Raw genomic sequence first — 20,368 nt, forward strand, 5'->3', positions numbered from 1 at the left:
AAAACAGTTGCAATTTCTTTTTGATATGATAATATTATTAAGAAAAGTCCTTTAAGGCGATCCGTGAGGTTGCTAAGGTTCATGAGTGTTTTTATAAAGGTCTTTTTCGTGCAAAAAGGCCTTTTTTTGAGAAATGGAGCGATAATGATGAAAACAAGTAACCAAATAAAAATTCCATTCATTCAAAAGACAGATATTATGAGTTGTATATAAACGCATACATTTTTATGTATTGCGTTTTTTTTAGAAAGAAAGGAAATGGTAAGATGATTATAAAAAATGCAAAACTTGTCACAGAAGAAAATAAGACAAAAATACAGGATATTTTGATTAAAGATGGTAAAATTAAACGTATTGCTGATTATATTGAGGTTATTGATGAAGAAGTTATTGATGCAAATGATAAACTCATTTTGCCAGGTGGTATAGATGTTCATGTTCATTTGCGTGAGCCAGGGTTTACGCATAAGGAAACAATTAAAACAGGCTCATTAGCAGCTTTGCATGGAGGATATACGACAATTATGCCAATGCCTAATATCAATCCATTTCCAGATAATGTAGAAGTTATCAAAGCGTATCAAGCATTATTACAAAAAGATGGTGCATGTAACATTTATCCTTATGCTTGTATTACTAGAGGAGAGATTGGAAAACATTTGGTAGATATGAAAGCAATCAAAGAATTAGGGATTTCATGGTTTAGTGATGATGGTGTCGGTGTGCAAAGAGAAGATATGATGTATAAAGCGATGCAATCAGCCCATGAAAATGATGTGATGATTGTGGCTCATACAGAAGATATGCGATATCGTAAAGTAAAGGCCTGTATGCATGAAGGAAAACGAAATAAAGAATTGGATTTAATCGGCATTCCTAGTGCTTGTGAATTTAAACAGATTGAGCGTGATTTACAACTTGCATATGAAACAAAAGCAAAATATCATATTTGTCATATGAGTAGTAAAGAAAGTGTAGAGCTTTTGAAAAAATATAAACAGATGGGTGCTGATGTCAGTGGTGAAGTTACAACACATCATTTATTATTAAATGAACATGATGTGGAAAATACGAATCATAAAATGAACCCACCACTACGATCAAAAGAAGATCAGCAAGCATTAATTAATGGCTTATTAGAGGGAGTGATTGATTTCGTTGCCAATGATCACGCACCACATAGTGAAGAAGAAAAAAAGGCTCCAATGGACAGTGCTCCATTTGGAATAGTAGCACTAGAAACTAGCATTCCTCTTATTTATACAAAATTTGTGAAAAAAGGGATATTTACTTTGGAACAGTTTCAAAAATTTATTAGCACCAACCCTGCCAAACGGTTTGGTTTTGATACAAAAGGAAGCATACAAGAAGGGTATGATGCTGATATAATATGTATAGCAGAAAAAGTAGGGAAAATAGATAAAAAAGCATTTATATCATTGGGAAAGAATACACCATTTGATCAATATGATGTTGCTTGTGAAATCAACTTCAGCATGGTGAATGGAATTATAAAATATACATCTAAGGAGGTACAAAATGAAGCGTAAGTTAATATTAGAAGATGGCTCAGTATATATAGGAGAAGCAATCGGGGGAGATACTTTCCAGATTGGGGAAATTGTATTTAATACTGGAATGAGTGGTTACCAAGAGGAGCTTAGTGATCCTTCTTATTGTGGACAAATCATTTTAATGACATATCCAATGGTTGGTAATTATGGAATCAACCGCGATGATTTTGAAAGTTTAAATCCAGCGGTGTTTGGAATTGTTGTAAATGAACTTTGTGATTATCCATCAAACTGGCGCTCAGCTATGAGTTTAGATGAATTTTTAAAACAAAAGAAGATTCCTGGAATCAGTGGTGTTGATACACGAGCAATCACTAAAAAATTACGTGATGTAGGATCTATGAAGGCTACTTTAGCGGATATGTATGCAGAAGAAAAAAATATTGTTAAGCATTTGAAGAATGCGCCAACAATGAATGGGCAAGTAGCAAAGGTTTCTACACAAAAACCATATTTGATTCCAAGTCGAGGAAAAAAAGTTGTCTTGATTGATTTTGGGGCAAAACAAGGAATTGTTCGCGAACTTAGTAAACGTGGTTGTGATTTGACAGTTGTACCATATAACACAGATAGTGAAACGATATTGGGATTGAGTCCTGATGGGATTATGCTTTCTAATGGGCCTGGAAATCCAAAGGATGTTGAAGTTGCAGTAAAGACAGTAAAAGAATTGATAGGAAAAGTACCAATCTTTGGAATTTGTCTTGGTCATCAAATTTTAAGTCTTGCATGTGGTGCTGATACATCAAAGCTGAAATTTGGTCATCATGGAAGCAATCATCCAGTGATTGATCTTAAAACGAAAAAAGTAGCTATCACTTCGCAAAATCATAATTTTGCAGTCGATGAAAAGAGTTTGAAAAATACCGATTTAGAAGCGACACATGTAAACTTAAATGATAAGAGTGTAGAGGGAGTGCGTCATAAAAAGTATCCAGCATTTAGTGTGCAATATCATCCAGAAGCATCTCCAGGACCAGAAGATACAAACTATTTGTTTGATCAATTTATGGAGATGATGGAAACTACAGGAGGTAAAAACAATGCCAAAGCGTAAGGATATAAAAAAGATATTAGTAATTGGTTCAGGTCCAATTATTATAGGGCAAGCAGCAGAGTTTGATTATGCAGGAACCCAAGCTTGTCAGGCACTTCGTGAAGAAGGGTATGAAGTTGTTTTGATTAACTCCAACCCAGCAACGATTATGACAGATACGACAGTAGCTGATAAAGTATATATTGAACCATTGACAGCGGAATTTGCATCTAAGATTATCCACAAAGAAAAACCAGATGCAATTTTAGGAACACTAGGTGGTCAAACAGGATTGAACTTGGTAGTTGAATTAGCTAATATTGGTGTTTTAGAGAAAGAAAACGTAGAAATACTAGGAACCAAATTAGATGCTATTGAAAAAGCAGAGGATAGAGAAAAATTCAAACAATTGATGGAAGAGTTAGGACAACCAATTCCTGAGAGTTTAATCGTACACAGTGTTGATGAAGCACTATCATTTGCAAAAGAAATAGGCTATCCAGTCGTTGTTCGTCCAGCATTTACACTGGGAGGAACAGGGGGAGGATTTGCTCAAAGTGATGAAGAATTGGCAGATATTACAAAGAATGGATTAAAATTATCACCAGTGAATCAATGTTTGATTGAAAAAAGTATTGCTGGATATAAAGAAATAGAATATGAGGTAATGCGTGATAATAACGATAATGCAATTGTCGTTTGTAATATGGAAAATGTGGATCCAGTAGGGATTCATACAGGTGATTCCATTGTTGTTGCTCCAGTGCAGACGCTGAGTGATCGTGAAAATCAAATGTTAAGAAATGCTTCTTTAGATATTATTCGGGCTTTAAAGATTTGTGGTGGCTGTAATGTACAATTAGCATTAGATCCAAAATCATTTAATTATTATGTAATTGAGGTAAATCCTAGGGTTTCACGCTCTAGTGCACTTGCGAGTAAAGCAACTGGTTATCCAATTGCGAAATTGGCAGCAAAGACAGCAGTAGGGTTAACGATGGATGAAATTATGAATCCAGTTACGAAGACTTCTTATGCTTGTTTTGAACCAACAATTGATTATATTGTAACGAAGATTCCAAGATTTCCCTTTGATAAATTCCCGAGTGCTGATCGCCGCTTAGGAACACAGATGAAAGCTACTGGGGAAGTGATGTCAATCGGACGTAATTTTGAAGAAAGCTTATTAAAAGCAATTCGTTCAATTGAAATGAAAGTAGATCATATTTTTATGGCTGATTTTGTGGAATTCTCAGTAGATGATTTGTGGCTAAAAGTAAAACAACATGATGATGAGCGTTTATACGCTATTATGGAACTAATTCGTCGTGGTGTAGATATTCAAGATATTTATGAGTTTACAATGATTGATCCATTCTTCTTATATAAATTGAAAAAGATATATGATATGGAAATAAAATTAAAAGAAAATAGAAAAGATGTTGAAACTTTGGAATTAGTAAAACGTAATGGTTTCTCAGATTCTTATATTGCTAAAGTTTGGGAAATGGAAGAAGATGATATTTATCATATGCGTAAAGAAAATAAATTGATTCCAGTTTATAAAATGGTGGATACTTGTGCAGGTGAATTTGAATCGAATACACCATACTTTTATTCAAGTTATTTGCAAGAAAATGAATCGCTTCGAAGTGATAAGAAAAAAGTAATCGTTTTAGGTTCAGGTCCAATTCGAATTGGACAAGGGGTAGAATTCGATTATGCAACGGTACACTGTGTATTAGCGCTTCGTGAAGCAGGTTATGAAGCAATCGTAGTGAATAATAATCCAGAAACAGTATCAACGGATTTTTCAATCTCTGATAAATTGTATTTTGAACCATTAACATTGGAAGATGTGATGCATATTGTGGATTTAGAAGATCCATTAGGAGTAATTGTACAATTTGGTGGTCAAACAGCAATCAATTTGGCAGATGGATTAGAAAAACGGGGTGTGAAAATTTTAGGGACTTCAGTAAAGAATATCAATCTTGCAGAAGATCGCTATGAGTTTGAAGCTATGTTGCATAAATTGAATATTCCTCAACCAAAAGGAGAAACGGCTTTTGAGGTGGAAGAGTCGATTGCGATAGCGAATCGGATTGGATATCCAGTACTAGTAAGACCTTCTTATGTGTTAGGTGGAAGAGCAATGGAAATTGTACATAATGATGATGACTTACGAAAATATATGACGAATGCAATTAAGGAAATATCACATGATTCACCAATCTTAGTAGATAAATATATTGTTGGTAAAGAAGTCGAAACAGATGCAATTTGTGATGGAGAAAATGTTTATATCCCTGGAATCATGGAACATATTGAACGTGCAGGTGTTCATTCAGGAGATTCAATCAGTGTATATCCAACACAGACCTTAAGCAAGGATGTAAAATATAAAATTATTGAGTATACAACAAAAATAGGAAAAGGATTTAATTTTATTGGTTTGTTTAATATTCAATTTATTATTGATCGAAATGATGAAGTATATGTCTTAGAAGTAAATCCAAGGAGCAGTAGAACAATACCATTCTTGTCAAAGATTACAAATGTACCAATGGCTAATATTGCAACGAAAGCAATAATGGGTGAGCATTTAATCAAGCAAGGATACTTAGAAGGTATCAAGCGTGAACCAGATCGAGTTTATGTGAAAGCACCAGTGTTCTCATTTGCGAAATTACGTAGTGTAGATACAACCTTAGGTCCTGAAATGAAAAGTACGGGAGAATCTTTAGGTGCTGATCAAACCATTGATAAAGCATTGTATAAAGCGATGATAGCTTCTGGAATAAAAATCCCATTACATGGTTCTGTGTTGATGACAATTGCAGATACGAATAAAGAAGAAGCACTTTCGCTTGCGAAGCGATTTGAGGAAATCGGATATGGAATTTTTGCTACTAGTGGAACTTGTAAGTTTTTGAAAAAACATAATGTAAATGTACAAGAAGTTGCAAAAGTTGATCAGGAAGATTTTGATGTTTTAGATTTAATAATCAAAGGAAAAGTGGACTATGTTGTAAATACGATGTCACAGGAAAAATCTTCACGCGATGATGGTTTCATGATTCGTCGTGTTGCTGCAGAAAATGGAATTTCATGTTTAACATCTTTAGATACAGCAGATGCAATCTTGAAAGTTATTGAGGCTCAAAGTTTTTCATCTATACCAATGGGGGATATTCATGAAAATTAGCAACGATAAAATTATTTCAAATGAAAAAATTGCAAATGATACATATAAAATGGTGTTACAACCAGAAACAATACCAATAATTTTACCAGGACAGTTTGTTAATATAAAAGTGGATGGAAATATGTTACGTCGTCCAATCAGTGTGGCTAGTGTAGATCAAAATACTTATACGATTATTTATAAAGTAGTGGGGGTTGGCACAAAGAAACTCAGTAAATTATCAAAAGGACATATCCTTGATATTATGGGACCATTAGGAAGTTCTTTCCCAATTCATGAAACGCTTGATGAGGTATTGTTAATTGGTGGAGGAGTAGGAGTTCCACCATTATATGAAGTAGCAAAGCAATATCGTCAACAAGGAATAGAAGTATATGTTGTTTTGGGGTTTAATGATAAAGATGCCATTTTCTATGAAGATGATTTTAAACAGTTGGGTTGTAAAGTGTATACTTCTACAATGGATGGCAGCTATGGTATTAAAGGGACAGTTATGGATTGTATAAAAGAACATAATATCACTTGTGATACAGTATATAGTTGTGGACCATTACGAATGTTAGAAGCAGTAGATAAGAATTATAAAAAGGGTTATCTTTCCTTTGAGGCACGCATGGCGTGTGGAATAGGTGCTTGCATGGGTTGTGTGTGTAAAGACAAAGAAGATAAAGAGATGTATTATCGAATTTGTAAAGAAGGACCTGTGTTTGAAATTGGGAAGGTGGAAATCGTATGTTAGAAATAAAGTTACCAGGATTGGATTTGAAAAATCCAATTATTCCTGCAAGTGGATGTTTTGGATTTGGAAGAGAGTATGCTGAACTTTATGATTTAAGTGTATTAGGAGGTATTGCAATTAAAAGTGCTACCTTAGAAAAACGTTATGGAAATCCAACCCCACGAATTGCAGAAACACCAGAAGGAATGTTGAATGCAATCGGTTTACAAAATCCTGGAGTAGATGCAATCATTGCAAATGAATTGCCATGGTTAGCAACTTTTGATACACAAATTATCGCAAATGTTGCTGGTGCCAGCGAGGAAGAATATATTGAAGTAATTAAGCGATTAAACGCGAATGAGACGGTGAAAGCTTATGAGCTCAACATTAGTTGTCCAAATGTAAAACATGGCGGTATTGGCTTAGGAACAGATCCTACACTAGCTGCTAATATTACCCGAATGGCAAAAGAAGTAGCAACAAAGCCAGTGTATGTAAAGCTATCTCCCAATGTAAGTAATATTGTTGAAATTGCGAAGGCAGTAGAGGCTGCAGGAGCGGATGGTTTAGTATTAATTAATACCTTGCTAGGGATGCGTTTTGATTTGCATACAGGTAAACCTATTCTTGCCAATTTGACAGGTGGGTTAAGTGGACCAGCGATAAAACCGATAGCCCTTCGTATGGTGTATCAAGTTTATAAAGAAGTTAAGATACCAATTATTGGTGTTGGAGGTATTTGTAGTGCAGAGGATGTATTGGAATTCTTATATGCAGGAGCAAGTGCAGTACAAGTCGGAATGTATAATTTTGTAGATCCTTATATTTGTCCAAAGATTATTGAAGATTTACCAAAGACATTAAAAAAATATGGAATTAAAAATATTCAAGAAGCGATAGGGAGGAGTCATCATGAATAAAACAATCGTAGCATTAGATTTTTCCACAAAAACAGAGACAATTGAATTTTTAAAAAAATTTGATGAACCGATTTTTGTGAAGATTGGAATGGAATTAACCTATGCATGTGGATTAGAGATTATTGAAGCGGTTAAAGAGATGGGACATCAAATATTCTTAGATCTTAAATTGCATGATATTCCTAATACGGTAAAAGGTGGAATGAAAAACTTAGCTTCATTAGGTGTAGATATTGTAAATCTACACTGTGCAGGAGGTAGCACAATGATGAAAGCGGCAATGGAAGGTCTAGAAGAAGGGGCTGTAAATGGGAAACCTCCACTTTGTATAGGTGTAACACAACTTACTAGTACTTCAAAAGAAATGATGAATGATGAGCTTTTAATTGATGGTGAAGTGTTGGATGTAGTATTACATTATGCAAAGAATGCAAAAGATTCGGGACTTGATGGTGTTGTTTGTTCAGTGCATGAGGCAAATGCAATTCATAAATTGTGTGGAGATGACTTTTTGACGGTTACACCAGGAATTCGGTTGAGCACAGATTCAGTGGATGATCAAAAACGAGTTGCGACACCGGAATATGCCAAAGAACAAGGATGTGACTATATTGTGGTTGGACGTTCAATTACAAAAAGTGAGAATCCAAAGCAAACATATATAAATATTGAAGGGATGATGAGATAATGGAAAAGCAAATAGCAAAAAATTTATTAGAAGCTGAAGCAGTGTTTTTAAGACCAAATGATCCATTTACTTGGGCAAGTGGTATAAAGAGTCCGATTTATTGTGATAATCGCTTAATCTTATCGTATCCAGATAAACGACGCATGGTTGTAGATGGGTTTGTAAAGCTTATCAAAAGTGAATATCCAGATGTGGATATGATCATGGGAACAGCTACGGCAGGGATTCCATGGGCGGCACTTGTAGCGGATCAAATGGATTTACCTATGGGGTATGTTAGAAGTTCTAATAAATCGCATGGGAAAGAAAATAAGATTGAAGGAAAAGTAACTTCTGGAATGAAAGTTGTAATTATTGAAGACTTAATTTCAACAGGTGGTAGTGTAAAAGGGGTAGTTGAAGCATTAAGAGATACAGGATGTGAAGTATTGAGTGTTGTAGCGATATTCACATATCTGTTACCAAAAGCACAAGCTGCATTTGATGAAATGAGGTGTCAATTAAAGACATTGAGCAATTATGATTATTTGTTGGAAGCTGCTTTGGAAATGGATTACATTAAGGATGAAGACTTAAGTAAATTACAGGCATTTAAGCAAAACCCATCCGATGATTCATGGATGAAAAAATAACAAAAAAAGTTGGCGATTGACCAACTTTTCTTTTGCATTAATTTCCAATATAGATTACATAAGAATCTGTATCGTTTACTTTTGCTCCACTATAAATGGTACTTTTTGAAAGATCCAATTCACCTGTTGAAACACTAGAGCTTTTTTCAAATGAATATTTCACTTCAGGATAATATGTTTTCATATAATTGTTTACTTTGTTAACAGCAGCATTGTAACTAAGGCCTCCAGTAAACAAGGCATCAAATCCACTATCTATTGTATATTCTTTTTCATCTTTAATATCACTGGCTTTAACGCTTTGACAACGCTTATCACTGCTTACATCCGTTTTCGCATATTTGTAGTAACCACATACTTTTATTTCATCACCATTTTTCAATGCAGAAGGCCAAGCGGAGAATTTTCCACTACCACTACCAGGTGTTTGGGTTGTTACTACCGTACCATTTACGGATATATCCGCTTTGTATTGTACAGCTCCAAACAAGAAAGACTTATCAAAGAAACGTTCCCCAGAAGCAGAAACTCCATTTGCACTCATACTTTTTGAATTTGAGGCTTCTTTTAGTTTTTCGCTATCTGGGAATGCAGCAATCTTATAATTAACAGTTCCATCTTTGAAACTAACACTAATATTTTCAGGTGTTGATAACGCATCTGGTGATACGGTTTTCAAATTACCTGAATATTTCTTTAAGATGTAACCAGTTACCATTAAGTCACTTTGATTTGCAGTAGCTGTTGCATAAGGGAATAATCCCTTGATATGTGTAATAGATGTTACATCATCTGGTTGTGGAAATATCTCTTTTGAAGCAGTATTTCCATTATCTGTAAGATTATCTAGCATAGATCTAGTAATTCTACCTTCAAGATTCCAGTTGAGTAATTGATCAGGTGTTAAATAATTTTCTTCACCAGCTGCTGGTTTATCGTAACCAGCCCATGTTGCAACCGTATATGTATCTGTATACCCAACAATCCATTTATCTCTGGCACTTCCTTTTGGATAGTTATACTTTAAAGCTTCTTCATCATCATAATCGGTTGTTCCAGTTTTACCATAGATACGATATCCAGAATCTTTAAGACTGATAATGTTTCCCCAACCTTTATCTACAGCTCCAGCTAACATATATGATGTTAACCATGCAGCTCCTTCTGAAAAGACTCTTTGTTCTTCTTGGTCAGCTTTATAATCTTTTTTACTTTCATCTTGATATTTAATTTGTTTTACAGAGTATGGCTCAATGTAATTCCCTTTGTTTGCTAATGTTGCATATGCTCCTGCAAGTTGTAAAGGGGTTACTCTAAGGTCACTACCACCAATTGAGTAGTTTATGGAGAAGCGTTCAACCGCAGTTTCACTAAACCCTAATTTCTTAAGGTAACTTTTCATTCCATCTTCACCAATGGTATCCACAAGGCTTAGCATGGTTCTATAAGCTGGTACATTATATGAATAGTTGATGGCATCTTCTAAAAGCACATCTCCTCGCCATTGACGATCAGCATTATACATTACGCTTCCATTCCCATATGCAAGTGGTCCATCTTCAAGTGTATGCTTTGTGGAATAACCAAGTTCATCAAATGCTTCTGCATAATCAACAATTGGTTTTGCCGTAGATCCAATTTGTTGAGTTTCATTCCATGCGCGGTTCATCGATATGTCACTACCTCGACCTCCACCAAGAGCTTCAATTGCACCGGTTTGATTATTAATTGCTGCAAATCCAGTTTGATAGCGATCATCGTAGTTTACTGTGATATCAAATGGAACACCATAACTATCTATTGCATCATCATTACAAATCGCATCTGCATATTCTTGTGCATCACGATTCATTGTCGTATAGATATCCATTGAGACTACATAAGGGTTATCCCCTGTTTTTCTTTCAACTTCTTTTACTACATAAGCGACAAAACTCTCATATTTATCAACAGTGAAGTTTGTTTCACCATTTAAAGCAAACGCCAATTCTGTTGATTTTGCTAGTTCATATTCTTTATCAGTAATATATCCATGATAATTCATAAGTTCTAATGTCGTATTTCTTCTACTTACTGCTTCATCGTAATGGTTTACATACACCGTACCATTTTCATCAACTTCTGATTTATAATAGGGGTTATAAACACCTGGTGCATTAATAACACCAGCTAAGAAAGCAGCTTCGCTTAAATTTAAATCTTCTACATTTTTTCCAAAATAATATTGAGCACCTTTTTGAATTCCTCTTGCCGGACCACCAAAATTAATCTTATTTAAATAATTTTCAATAATTTTTTCTTTTGATAGTTCTGATTCAATTTCCATCGATTTAAAAATTTCTTGAACTTTTTGCTCAACTTTTCCTAATGTAGAAGCTTCTTGTTTTGCTTCTTCTGAGAATAAAGCAACATCAACCAATTGCATAGTTAATGTAGAACCACCTTGTCGAATTCCACCAGATGTTACATTCACAAAACCAGACTTGATAAATCTAGGTAAATCAAATCCATTGTGTGTGAAAAATCTTGAATCCTCAACAGATAGAAAAGCATCAATTACAACTTGTGGAATTTGTTCATATTTAATATTTTCACGAACTCCACTCTCACCTGATAGAGTAGTTATTAATTCACCATTCGCATCATAGATTCGAGATGAATTCTCTGCTGTAAGTCCATCGATTCCAGCAACGATTTCTGATTTGTTTAAAATGTTTTGTAAAACAACAAAACCTACAATACTAACAACTAAGACAGTAGATAAAAATACAATACAGATGCTGTTTACAATTTGTCTTCTGGTTAATTTCCCCTTAGGTTTTGGGGTGCTATTGGTATTAGTGCTTTTCTTTGATTTGTTTTTTAACTTAAAAGCCATATGTATCCTCCTTAAAATACAAAGTATCTACAATATTTAGATATTTTAATCGCGGAGAAAATGATTCTGCAATTAAATATCCACACTCTTTTACTTTTTTATAACTAATCGATTTTTGTGAATGATCCAAATAAGCGTTTACAATAATTGAACCATCTATTAAGTAGGTTTCATTATAAGCACTAAATCGAATAATCACAAAAGCGATTCCTCCATGAAGGGCAACATCTCGTAAATGTTGAATCTGATGTTCATGGATGTTTTTAAAGGTGAATGATACTTTTGATTTTGTTTCTTTTGCTTCAAAATCAATGTATTTTCCTCGATAAATCCCATTGTAGTCAGTGGTACTAGGGGTTTTGTAATACCCTTCAACAATTTTTGCACTACTACGATTTGGGTAATCGACACGGACAACTTGAACAGGCGTAGGTTTCTTATATATAAGAGCCTGTTTTGTATCTCGATAAAATCGATTACTATCATTGATGTCTTTTTCGAGTCCCATTCCTCTTTGGTTAGAGTAATTTGAACTGCTTTGAAGATTTGGTTTTTTCTTGTTTGGATAGTTAATCATATATTCACCTAGTTTATATTATACTACAATCAGATATGTGATTTCCATAAATTTCATTATTATACTTGCTTTTTTTATAATAATTTGCGAAACTTAGATTGGTGATTAGAAATGAATCAAAAATATAATTTAAATACTAAAAAAATTCTTGAAAAAGAATTCCATGTTGATATGAAAGGGTATTCTACTCATGAGGTAGATGTTTTTTTAGATTTGGTTATTGAAGATTATGAAGCCTATGATCAATATGTTGAAGAATTAGGTACACATCTACAAAACTATGAAGCAGAGATAAAGAAACTTCATGGAGTAATTGCTGAGTTAGAAGCGACGTTGAAATATGAGAGTGGTAAGCAACAAAGTGTTGATCAAGTTGATTTGTTGAAGCGTATTTCTAATCTAGAGAAGACAGTTTTTAAAAAATAGTACATGGCAATCGCTGCTTATTTTGTAAGTAGAGGAAAGTCCATGCTCGCATAGTCTGTGATGATTATAGTGTTTGTGCTAGATGAAAAAATAAATCTAGGTAGCTTTGGCTAACGGCTGAAAAAGTCCTAAGGAATATATATTCTATGGAGGATTTCTTTAAAAGTGCCACAGAGACGAGCTTTTATAGAAATATAAAAGATGGAACGGGTAAACCCCACAAGCGAGAAACCCAAATTTTGGTAGGGGAACTTCTGCGTGTGAAACGAAACACAAAGAGGACACATATACGTGTAGATAAATGGTTGCCACCTTTTATAAAGGTACAGAACATGGCTTATATGTACTATTTTTAGAAAAATGAGACAATGGTTTCATTTTTTTGTTTTACATACATTTTCAATATTGGTATAATATTAGTGGTATGTCTTACATGAGGTGAAGAATGAAAGATATAGGAAAAAAATTACAAGAAAAAAGAAGTGAGCTAAAGTTGTCATATGAAGATGTTTCAAAGATGACAAAAATGCCAACAGACAACATTCGCGCAATTGAGAGTGGGAATATAGAATATTTCCAAAATGACATTACTTATTTGCGTTTTTATGTACGTGCTTATTGTAAAGCTTTGGGGATTCCCTTTGAAGATCTTCGTGAGCAATTTGATGATAGCATTGAAGAATTTACCCAAACAATGTCTTTGAAGGCGATTAAAGATCGTGAAAATATCGAAGATAATATAGCATCTAGAACAGAAATAAAAAAAGCGGACACTTATAAAGAACCGCCAATTGAAACGGTGAAAGATCGAAGTTCAATTCGTCAAAATGCAAGCCAAACAAACCGATTTCGCAAGAAAGGAAAATTGGATATATCACTTATATCTCTTTTAGTGATTGTTGCAATTGTTATTGGTGTTATTGTTTATGTGATGTTTAGTAATGGACTAAATCCAAATTCTAGTGGGTCAGAAGAACCACCAGTAAGTGACACAAATACACCAACTCCAGAGAAAGAAAAAGAGAAAGAGAAAGAAAAGGAAAAAGAGAAGGAAAAAGAGCCTTCATACACAGTAAAAGAAGTAACGGCTGATAGTTATGAAATCAATGGTCTTAAAACAGGGGATCCATTGAAAATTGACATTACTTTTAGCGAAAGCTGTTGGGTTGTTGGAACATTGAATGGAACTGAAGAAATGATAGTATCGGATACATATACAGTAGAAAAACCTGTCAACTATGAAGGTGTAGTAGGCACTAACGATGTATATAGTATTACTTTTGGTAACTATAAACCAGATGTTGTTACCGTAAAAATCAATGGGCAAAAAATGACAATAAACCCTGAAATTACAGGTGGTACAAACTATGCTGTATTAACGATTACAGTGAAAGGCAATTAATATGAATTTGCCAAATAAAATATCTATTTTTCGAATTTTGTTGATACCAGTAATTGTATTTTTATATTTGTTTCCTTTTGGTGATTATGGGATTGTTTTTCCCGTTTATATGGTTAATGAAATAGCAATATCAGCATTAAATATAATTATTTTAATTCTTTTTGCAATTGCATCTATAACTGATTTTATTGATGGGTATATTGCTCGGAAATATAATCTTATAACATCTTTTGGGAAATTTATTGATCCGATTGCAGATAAATTATTAGTGAATACATTATTTATTTTACTAGCATCATCTGGCACTGTTTCAATTGTGCCAGTTTTATTGATGATTTGGCGTGATACAATGGTAGATGCAATGCGCATGATGAGTGCCAATAAAGGAATTGTGGTTGCTGCTGGAATATGGGGGAAGATGAAAACCGTTTTTCAGATGGTAACCATTATTGTTATATTATTAAATAATATCCCATTTGCATTTTTTGATATCCCAGCTGCTGATATTTTAGTATGGGTATCTGCCATTATCTCTGTATATAGTGGAATTGTTTATTTCATGCAGGCAAAAGATGTTATTATGGAGAGCAAGTAGAGATGAATCAATTAGTTGGCTTATTGAAAAGTAAGAATATGACAATTGCTAGCATTGAAAGCTTAACGGCAGGTTTATTTGCAGCAAAAGTAGCAAGCGTTTCAGGAGCATCAACGGTTTTAAAAGGTGGGATGATTACCTATCAAACAAGTGCTAAACAAGATGTTTTACACATTGATGAGCAAATTCTAAAAACATATGGTGTTGTTTCTAAGGAATGTGCAGAAGCGATGGCTATATGTGGAGAAAAGATATTTAAGACCGATATTATTGTATCTTGTACAGGAAATGCAGGTCCAGATGTAATGGAAGAAAAACCTGTTGGTTTAGTCTTCATGGGAATTAGGATTTATGGTAAAATCTATACATATCAAAATGTGTTTAGAGGGTCGCGCAATGAAATTCGTGAACAAGTATGTACATATTTAGAAAATAAACTTATAGAACATCTAAGTTAGGGGTTTTCAAAGTTTAAGCATACAAAATATAAGGAGGAAGCTATGGCTGATAAAAAAGAGATGGAAAAAAAGGATGCACTATTAGAAGATGCATTAAAATCTATAGAAAAACAATTTGGTAAAGGTTCGATTATGAAATTGGGTGATCGTAGTGCAGTTGCAATTGATGCAATTAGCTCAGGTAGTATCAAAATCGATGATGCTTTGGGTATTGGTGGATATCCTCGAGGAAGAATTATTGAAGTATATGGACCAGAATCAAGTGGGAAAACAACGTTGGCATTACATGCTATTGCCGAGGTACAAAAAGCTGGCGGACGCGCAGCGTTTATTGATGCAGAGAATGCTATTGATCCACTTTATGCGAAAAATTTGGGTGTGGATATTGATGAATTGGTATTATCACAGCCAGACTCTGGAGAACAAGCGCTTGAAATTTGTGAAATGTTAATTCGTAGTGGAGCAATTGATTTGGTTGTTGTCGATTCTGTTGCTGCATTGGTGCCACAAGCTGAATTAGATGGTGAAATGGGAGATGCACAAGTTGGTCTTCAAGCACGTTTGATGTCAAAGGCAATGCGTAAATTATCTGGTGTAATGAACAAAAGTGAATGTACAGCAATATTTATTAACCAATTAAGAGAAAAAGTGGGAATTTTATTTGGAAATCCAGAGACAACACCTGGTGGTAGAGCATTAAAATTCTATTCATCTGTTCGTTTAGATATTCGTCGTAGTGAAGCAATTAAAGTTGGAACGGATGTAGTAGGGAATAAGGTAAATGTTAAGGTGGTAAAAAACAAGGTTGCACCACCATTCAAAGTAGCAAGTGTAGAAATTATGTATGGAGAAGGAATCTCATATGTTGCTGAAGTACTTGACCTTTGTGTTGATTACGAAATCATTCAAAAAAGTGGTGCGTGGTTCTCGTATGGTGACGAAAAAATTGGTCAAGGAAAAGAAGCTGCTAAGAACTATTTAAAGGAAAATCCTAAGTTTTTAGAAGAAATATCAGCAAAACTAAAAGATAAGATGTATCCAAAAGAAGAAGAAGTGCAAAAAGAAGCTTAAGCTTCTTTTTTTTGGAATATATTTTAATTGAAAAAAAGTTAAAATTTATGTATTATATACGTAGGTGAAAAAAACGCCAAAAGTATGAAATAAAAAGAAATAAGGAGGATTTTTATGGATATAAGTACAATCCTCTTGTCTGGTGTAATTGGTGTTGTTTTAGGGGTTGTCATTATGATGATAGTCGCTAAAATGGGAATTACAAAAAGTAAACATCAAGCAAAAATTACAATACAGGAAGCTGAGTCTAAAGCTGATAACATTGTTAAACAAGCAGTGTTGGAAGGTAAGACCCAAGCTCATGAAATGAAACTTAATGCAGAAAAAGAAGTAAAGAAGAGAAATGAGGAACTCCAAGATAAGGAGAGCCAACTTTTACGTAGGGAAGATAATCTCAATTTTAGAGATGAGTCTTTAACGAGCAAAGAAGCTCAAGTGGATAAGAAAAATACGCAATTAAGTGAAAAACTGTCAGCATTAGACAAGAAAGAAGAAGAATTGGATCGTCATATTGATGCTCAAGTAGATGAACTTGAAAGAATCGCGACGATGTCAAGCCAACAGGCAAAAACAGAATTATTTAGTATTGTTGAGAAACGAATGGATAAAGAAGTCGTTTCTTATATTAAAGAAAGAGAAGAAGAAGCCAAAGATATTGCGGATGAAAAAGCACGTAATATCATTGCTTTATCAGTACAACGTTTATCGCAAGAGGAAGCGTCAGATCGAATGGTTTCAGTGGTAACTTTACCTTCAGAAGAAATGAAAGGTAGAATTATCGGACGTGAAGGACGTAACATCAAAGCAATTGAACAAGCAACAGGGGTAGATTTAAATATTGATGATACACCTGAAGTAATAACTTTATCTTGCTTTGATCCAATTCGTCGTGAAATCGCACGTCAAGCACTTGAAAGCTTGATCAAGGATGGAAGAATCCAACCTGGAAGAATTGAAGAAGTGGTACGTAAAGTGAAAAAAGAAATGGATACGACAATTTTAAAAGCTGGAGAAGATGCAATTTTCAAATTGGGTATCGGTAAAATGGATAAAGATATCATACGTTTAGTAGGAAAATTGAAATATCGTTATAGTTATGGACAAAATGCTTTACAGCATTCTATGGAAGTAGCACATTTAACAGGTATGATGGCAGCTGAACTTGGACTTAATCAAGCGTTAGCGAAGCGAGCTGGATTATTGCATGATATTGGGAAATCAATTGATTACGAAGTGGATGGAAGTCATGTTGAATTGGGATACAAATTTGCTAAGAAGCATGGAGAAGATCCAGTTGTTTTAAATGCTATTCAATCTCATCATGGTGAAGTAGAAGCGAAGTATTTGATTTCCAATCTAGTATACGCAGCAGACACTTTAAGTGCAGCTCGTCCTGGAGCTCGTAAAGAGCAAATGCAAAATTACATTAAACGATTAGAAGATCTTGAGCAGATTTCAAAATCATTTGATGGTGTAGAAAGTACATATGCAATTCAAGCAGGACGTGAAATTAGAGTTATGGTTTCGCCAAATAAATTGGATGATACAGCGTGTACAAAATTGGCACGTGAATTAAAAGATAAAATTGAAGCAGAATTAACATATCCAGGACAAATAAAAGTTACCGTTATTCGTGAAACACGGGCTAATGAAGTGGCAAAATAATGCGAATTTTATTTGTTGGTGATGTTGTCGGAGCTGTTGGTCGTAAAATGGTTGGTGAACATGTGAGGAGAATCAAAGCTGAACAAGCGATTGATTTGGTGATTGCTAATGGAGAGAATGCAGCTCATGGAAAAGGATTGACTTACAAGATTTATAATCAACTCTTAGATTATGGAGTGGATGTGATTACGATGGGTAATCACACATTTTCCAAAGATGTAATTTTGAATTTTATTGATGATGCAGAATACTTGGTTCGCCCAATGAATTTAGAACCATTGGAATATGGTCAATATTATAAAGTAGTAGAAGTGAATGGGAAAAAGGTTTGCGTATGTAATATTATGTGTGAGGTATTCATGCACAATGTAAGTGAATCTCCCTTCGCTTGTATGGAGATGATTCTAGAAGATGTAGAAGCAGATATTTATTTTGTTGACTTACATGGTGAGGCGACAAGCGAGAAAGCAGCATTTGCAAATGTTTTCAAAAACCAAGTACAGGTGATTGTGGGAACCCATACACATGTGCAAACGGCAGATGAACGACTGATTGAGCAAACGGCATTTATCAGTGATGTGGGAATGTGCGGTGCTTATGATAGTATTATTGGACGTGATGTTTCTGAAGTTTTGACACGGTTTCTAACAAGTGAAAAAACCCGATTTACAGTTGCAGAGGGTGATGGAATGTTCTGTGCAGCGGTTATTGAAATTGATGATAACAATCATGCAGTTTCGATTGAAAGGATTCAAATACGTCCAAATTGAAGATTGTAATTTATAGTGAAAGTGATATAATAAGAATGTCATAAAGGAGGACTTACAATGCCAGTAAAAGTTAATTTAGATACTTGTATTGGGTGTGGAGCTTGTGTTGGATCTTGTCCGGTTGAAGCTTTGTCAATGAATGATGAAGGTAAAGCGGTTGTTGATGAGGCAACATGTATTGATTGTGGAGCATGTTTAGGAACTTGCCCTACAGAAGCTATTACACAATAAACCGAGCCTAGCTTGGTTTTTTTAATGAAATGAGAGGTTTTCAATGGAAGCAAAAGATAAATATGTTTTACCAAGTTTAAAACATGCACAAAAAAGAAGTCAAACAAAGAGTAATATTGAAAAGGATTTATTTAAAATTCCTCATGAAGTGAGAAATTTAGGGATTAATCGAACTTTTTATTTGCGTACATATGGTTGTCAGGCGAATGAACGTGATGGGGAAACCATTGCAGGGATTTTAGAGCAATTACATTTTACACAAGTAGATACCCCAGAAGCCGCAGATTTGATTATGTTGAATACATGTGCAGTACGAAAAAATGCAGAAGACAAGGTACTTGGAGAACTAGGGCAATTAAAGCGATTGAAGAATACAAATCCTGATTTACTTTTTGCGATGTGTGGTTGTATGGCTCAGGAAGAAGAAATCGTCTCTTTGATTATGAAAAAATATCCCCATGTAGATTTAGTTTTTGGTACTCATAATATCCATCGATTACCTCAATTGCTTTATCAAGCAATGATGAATAAAGAGCGTACAATTGAAGTTTTTTCTAAAGAAGGGGAAGTAATAGAAAATTTACCAGTGAAGCGATTTGGTACACATAAAGCATGGGTAAATATTATGTATGGATGTGATAAATTCTGTACATATTGTATTGTTCCTTATACTCGTGGAAAAGAACGTTCACGGACTGTTGAAGACATTTTAATAGAAGTACAAGAACTTAAAGAAACGGGATTTAAGGAAATTACACTATTGGGTCAGAATGTAAACTCATATGGGAAAGATTTACAAATAGATGGTGGGTTTGCGCACTTATTGAAAGAGGTTGCCAAAACAGGGATTGAAAGAATTCGATTTACAACTTCACATCCATGGGATTTTAGTGATGAGATGGTAGATATGATTGCAAAATACGATAATATTATGCCGTTTATTCATCTTCCTGTTCAATCTGGAGATAATGAGATGCTTAAGATTATGGGGCGACGTTATACGATAGAGGATTATAAAGCAACTTTTGATAAATTAAAAAACAAGGTTAAAAATTGCGCATTTTCAACTGATATCATTGTAGGGTTTCCAAATGAGAGTGAAGAGCAATTTCAACGTACATTAGATATTGTTGATTATTGTCAGTTTGATAATGCTTTCACTTTTATTTATTCACCAAGAGAGGGGACACCCGCAGCGAAGATGAAAGATAATGTTAGCTTTGAAGTGAAACAAGATCGTTTGAATAGATTAATGGAAAAAACAAACAAATATGCGAAGATGCAAAATGATAAGTACGTTGGTAAAGTGTGTAAAGTACTTGTGGATGGGCCAAGTAAAAAGAATAAGGATATCTATAGTGGATATACGGAACAGAACAAGCTTGTAAACTTTGTAAGAACAACGGATATTACTCCTGGAGAAATTGTGGAAGTGAAAATTATGGAAGCGAAAACATGGACATTAAAGGGAGAGCAAATATAGCGGTAAGAAATAACGGATCATGTATTTAAGAGA

General features: G+C 34.3%; 18 protein-coding genes and 1 other RNA gene. 17 read left to right on the forward strand and 2 right to left on the reverse strand.

From position 1 onward, the window contains the following. Positions 1-266: 266 nt before the first annotated feature. Genes M2475_RS05515 through pyrE form a run of 7 tightly spaced genes read left to right on the forward strand, consistent with a single transcriptional unit; the run spans position 267 to position 8,779 of the window. Positions 267-1,550 carry a dihydroorotase gene (locus tag M2475_RS05515; protein ID WP_277490138.1) on the forward strand — a complete coding sequence of 428 codons (1,284 nt, stop codon included), beginning with the start codon at positions 267-269 and terminating at the stop codon, positions 1,548-1,550. Continuing rightward, positions 1,540-2,631, forward strand: a complete 1,092-nt coding sequence (locus M2475_RS05520) for a carbamoyl phosphate synthase small subunit (protein WP_277490139.1) — start codon at positions 1,540-1,542, stop codon at positions 2,629-2,631. Before M2475_RS05515 ends, M2475_RS05520 begins: the two co-directional genes overlap by 11 nt. Next, positions 2,618-5,818: a carbamoyl-phosphate synthase large subunit gene (carB, locus tag M2475_RS05525; protein WP_277490140.1), complete on the forward strand. Its 3,201-nt coding sequence runs from the start codon at positions 2,618-2,620 to the stop codon at positions 5,816-5,818. Before M2475_RS05520 ends, carB begins: the two co-directional genes overlap by 14 nt. Next, on the forward strand, positions 5,808-6,557 hold the full coding sequence (locus tag M2475_RS05530) for a dihydroorotate dehydrogenase electron transfer subunit (RefSeq protein ID WP_277490141.1): 750 nt from the start codon (positions 5,808-5,810) through the stop codon (positions 6,555-6,557). The genes carB and M2475_RS05530 overlap by 11 nt, the downstream gene beginning before the upstream one ends. Next, the gene (locus tag M2475_RS05535) at positions 6,551-7,459 is read left to right on the forward strand and encodes a dihydroorotate dehydrogenase (protein WP_277490142.1); all 909 of its coding nucleotides are present in this window, start codon (positions 6,551-6,553) and stop codon (positions 7,457-7,459) included. Before M2475_RS05530 ends, M2475_RS05535 begins: the two co-directional genes overlap by 7 nt. Further along, a complete protein-coding gene (pyrF, locus tag M2475_RS05540; RefSeq protein WP_277490143.1) occupies positions 7,452-8,147 on the forward strand; it encodes an orotidine-5'-phosphate decarboxylase in 696 nt (231 codons plus the stop codon). The genes M2475_RS05535 and pyrF overlap by 8 nt, the downstream gene beginning before the upstream one ends. Next, positions 8,147-8,779, forward strand: coding sequence for an orotate phosphoribosyltransferase (gene pyrE, locus M2475_RS05545; protein WP_277490144.1), 633 nt, complete (start codon positions 8,147-8,149; stop codon positions 8,777-8,779). The genes pyrF and pyrE overlap by 1 nt, the downstream gene beginning before the upstream one ends. Before the next feature lie 37 nt (positions 8,780-8,816). Here the strand turns inward: pyrE and M2475_RS05550 are convergent, their stop codons facing one another. Both M2475_RS05550 and recU read right to left on the reverse strand, forming a co-directional pair. Then, positions 8,817-11,657, reverse strand: a complete 2,841-nt coding sequence (locus M2475_RS05550) for a transglycosylase domain-containing protein (RefSeq protein ID WP_277490145.1) — start codon at positions 11,655-11,657, stop codon at positions 8,817-8,819. Then, a complete protein-coding gene (recU, locus tag M2475_RS05555) occupies positions 11,647-12,234 on the reverse strand; it encodes a Holliday junction resolvase RecU (protein WP_277490146.1) in 588 nt (195 codons plus the stop codon). The genes M2475_RS05550 and recU overlap by 11 nt, the downstream gene beginning before the upstream one ends. Positions 12,235-12,345: 111 nt before the next feature. Here recU and M2475_RS05560 point away from each other — a divergent pair, with 111 nt between their 5' ends. The 10 genes from M2475_RS05560 to miaB all read left to right on the forward strand — a co-directional run bounded on the left by M2475_RS05560 (position 12,346) and on the right by miaB (position 20,335). Beyond that, entirely contained in the window at positions 12,346-12,660 is a 315-nt protein-coding gene (locus M2475_RS05560; RefSeq protein WP_277490147.1) for a DivIVA domain-containing protein, read from the forward strand. Then, an RNA gene (rnpB, locus tag M2475_RS05565) (RNase P RNA component class B) lies at positions 12,659-13,005 on the forward strand. Before M2475_RS05560 ends, rnpB begins: the two co-directional genes overlap by 2 nt. Positions 13,006-13,105: 100 nt before the next feature. Then, entirely contained in the window at positions 13,106-14,062 is a 957-nt protein-coding gene (locus M2475_RS05570) for a helix-turn-helix domain-containing protein (RefSeq protein WP_277490148.1), read from the forward strand. Position 14,063: 1 nt separating this feature from the next. Next, on the forward strand, positions 14,064-14,657 hold the full coding sequence (gene pgsA, locus M2475_RS05575; RefSeq protein ID WP_277490150.1) for a CDP-diacylglycerol--glycerol-3-phosphate 3-phosphatidyltransferase: 594 nt from the start codon (positions 14,064-14,066) through the stop codon (positions 14,655-14,657). Positions 14,658-14,659: 2 nt separating this feature from the next. Further along, the gene (locus tag M2475_RS05580; RefSeq protein ID WP_277490151.1) at positions 14,660-15,115 is read left to right on the forward strand and encodes a CinA family protein; all 456 of its coding nucleotides are present in this window, start codon (positions 14,660-14,662) and stop codon (positions 15,113-15,115) included. Between the two features lie 42 nt (positions 15,116-15,157). Further along, the gene (gene recA, locus M2475_RS05585; protein ID WP_277490152.1) at positions 15,158-16,186 is read left to right on the forward strand and encodes a recombinase RecA; all 1,029 of its coding nucleotides are present in this window, start codon (positions 15,158-15,160) and stop codon (positions 16,184-16,186) included. Between the two features lie 114 nt (positions 16,187-16,300). Further along, positions 16,301-17,851, forward strand: a complete 1,551-nt coding sequence (gene rny, locus M2475_RS05590; protein ID WP_277490153.1) for a ribonuclease Y — start codon at positions 16,301-16,303, stop codon at positions 17,849-17,851. Beyond that, positions 17,851-18,621, forward strand: coding sequence for a TIGR00282 family metallophosphoesterase (locus M2475_RS05595; RefSeq protein WP_277490154.1), 771 nt, complete (start codon positions 17,851-17,853; stop codon positions 18,619-18,621). Before rny ends, M2475_RS05595 begins: the two co-directional genes overlap by 1 nt. A gap of 57 nt (positions 18,622-18,678) precedes the next feature. Continuing rightward, positions 18,679-18,852 carry a 4Fe-4S binding protein gene (locus tag M2475_RS05600; protein ID WP_277490155.1) on the forward strand — a complete coding sequence of 58 codons (174 nt, stop codon included), beginning with the start codon at positions 18,679-18,681 and terminating at the stop codon, positions 18,850-18,852. A 43-nt stretch (positions 18,853-18,895) separates the two neighbouring features. Then, entirely contained in the window at positions 18,896-20,335 is a 1,440-nt protein-coding gene (gene miaB, locus M2475_RS05605; RefSeq protein WP_277490156.1) for a tRNA (N6-isopentenyl adenosine(37)-C2)-methylthiotransferase MiaB, read from the forward strand. Positions 20,336-20,368 lie beyond the last annotated feature (33 nt).

This window comes from Breznakia sp. PF5-3, assembly GCF_029504745.1.
Taxonomy (GTDB): Bacteria; Bacillota_I; Bacilli_A; order Erysipelotrichales; family Erysipelotrichaceae; genus Breznakia.